Source organism: Bradyrhizobium sp. ARR65 (assembly GCF_000472385.1).
Lineage (GTDB): Bacteria > Pseudomonadota > Alphaproteobacteria > Rhizobiales > Xanthobacteraceae > Bradyrhizobium.
In genome coordinates this window covers 1-1,940 of the sequence record NZ_AWZU01000126.1, presented here as the reverse complement: position 1 = coordinate 1,940, position 1,940 = coordinate 1, and the positions used below count along the sequence as shown (strand labels likewise).

The 1,940-nt window shown below is 59.1% G+C and carries 1 protein-coding gene and 1 pseudogene; both read left to right on the top strand.

Annotated elements, in window-relative coordinates; all coding sequences use genetic code 11:
- The first annotated feature begins 780 nt into the window (after positions 1-780).
- Positions 781-993, top strand: coding sequence for a hypothetical protein (locus tag F758_RS50635; protein ID WP_157450571.1), 213 nt, complete (start codon positions 781-783; stop codon positions 991-993).
- A gap of 31 nt (positions 994-1,024) precedes the next feature.
- Positions 1,025-1,940: pseudogene (locus tag F758_RS46240) on the top strand (hypothetical protein); the annotation flags it as partial.

Below are 1,940 nucleotides of genomic sequence, written 5' to 3'. Positions count from 1 at the left end.
CCCCGCCGGACGCGTCGGTTAGCCGGGCGTTTCAGCTCCAAATATGGTCGAGCAAGAGGGCCGGCACGCAGCGACGCAATTTCCGGTTCCAGGATCCTTGTGCTGGCGGCAAACGCTCACGGTTTCGCCCCGTGAGGCCGCCACCTCACAGCAACTCTTCCGCAAACAAACCGCCCGAGCGCGCGTACATCCAGCGTCACCCGGCGGGTGGCATGGACGGGGCGAGATTCACCTCGCCAAACCTACGTCGCCGGAGAGTCAAGCCGCAGCGTGATAGCTTTCGTTCGCTGGTCAGCAAGCGCAGCGACCTCGAAACACAGTACGCATTCTGGCACGAGTCTGGACTCTTGAAATGCGAGCAGCAACACCACAGCGCACATGCCCGATTCAAAGCGGCCGGATTGATTCGTTTCCCTCCTGATGGGCGCTCCTGGGGACGGTCTCGACCTCGCTGCTGATTGACCGCAGTTCGATTGCCCCTGAGCGGCTGTGAGAGCGGAAGCGCGCCTGGCTACTGCGCCACGGTGAGAAGCTCTACAGAAGCCGCATAGTAGGACGTGCCTATGGGCAACGATTCCAAACCACTGAGGGCGTGCCGACCTCATGATACAGTCTGCACCAAACCTTGCGAACGACCACCCGGCTTCTTTCTTCGTGAAGAAGCATGCGCGGCGCGCATCTAGTACAAGCGAGTGGCGGCGCGATTTTTTGCGGCTACAAGGGGGACAAGATCTGGTACGACCGCTGCAACTTCTTCGGCCGCTTGGTCCGCGAGGCCTCATGCTCGAAGCCTTTGTCGAGCTGCAGGCTCGAATCTGCCTTCTCGGTGATGCCGGCAGCCATAACGCGGCAGCCGGGCTAAGCTTGAGGCTTGAGGGGAAAAGCGAATGCATGATGCGAGAGGAGATGAAAGTGGTGCGGAGGCCGGCGGCGCCTGGAGCATTACCGAAAGCGTCTGAATTTCGTCAGCTTCTCGAAAGCTTGCCCGAGTAGGATGGTAACCAATTTTGGACGTGAGGCTAGCTTGGACAAGTTTGACCCATCCAACGTATCATCATGGTCCCAGGTACAGCACACCGTCTCGGAAGAGCAGCAACCGGGCCGGGCGGGACACGAGGCCTTTGAGCAGCAGGTGCACCAAGCGCGCCTAGTCGACGTTGCACTTCCCGCTGGCGGGTTTCTGTCCGATGATCTGTGTCGATGCTACCAGCATCTCTCTAACGCAGATCGAAGGTTCATCGAGCGCACGATTGGTGCTGCTTTTGCGAGTGGGGAAGTGGACGCGGCATCCGGTGCACGGTACGCAAACAACCTCGCGGGCTTGGCTAATAGTCTCGGGCGTGAGGGCCTATCCATGGCCAGGCTTAATGACAATGAATTGGGCGATTACGTTAAGGCGGAGTACAATCGAGGTTCTTACCTGCCGCGCGCACTGGATTTCGTTCGCAAATTCGGTGATCTCTGCACCTATGAAGAAACACGGGATTCACGGCAGCCTGGGAGTCAGATCAACTCACAGTCGAGCTTCACTGTAACTTATCCAAATGAATTCATGTCGCCTGCAGCGAAACGCCGGCGACTGCTAGATGATGAGCCAGCCCAAATGACAGTCGCGGTCGATCAAGAGGCGCTTGGGCAGTTGGAACAGATCCCTCGAGCGGAGCTTCAGCCCAGGCGGACTGATCAGCCCGCGTCGCTGGCGCTTTTGGATCCAGAGCATTTCCCTGTAGACTTCGTGCAGTTCTCGCCAGATGAGCTCCGGCAATTGCTGGATGATGAACCCGGGCCATCGGTCGCGCGTTCAGGCCCGGCGGATCAGTCGGCTAACGAGCTGGGTCCGAGTTTATCCCTGTATGCACCTGCGGGCTGGCAGCACGGCCAGCCGTCGGCGTCGGAACAGCTTGAGGAAATGCGCTTGCATAACGTGCTGCCAAGCGTAA

Coding starts and splice junctions, on each gene's coding strand:
- F758_RS50635 (WP_157450571.1), top strand. CDS start 781: ATGCTCGAAGCCTTTGTCGAGCTGCAGGCTCGAATCTGCCTTCTCGGT.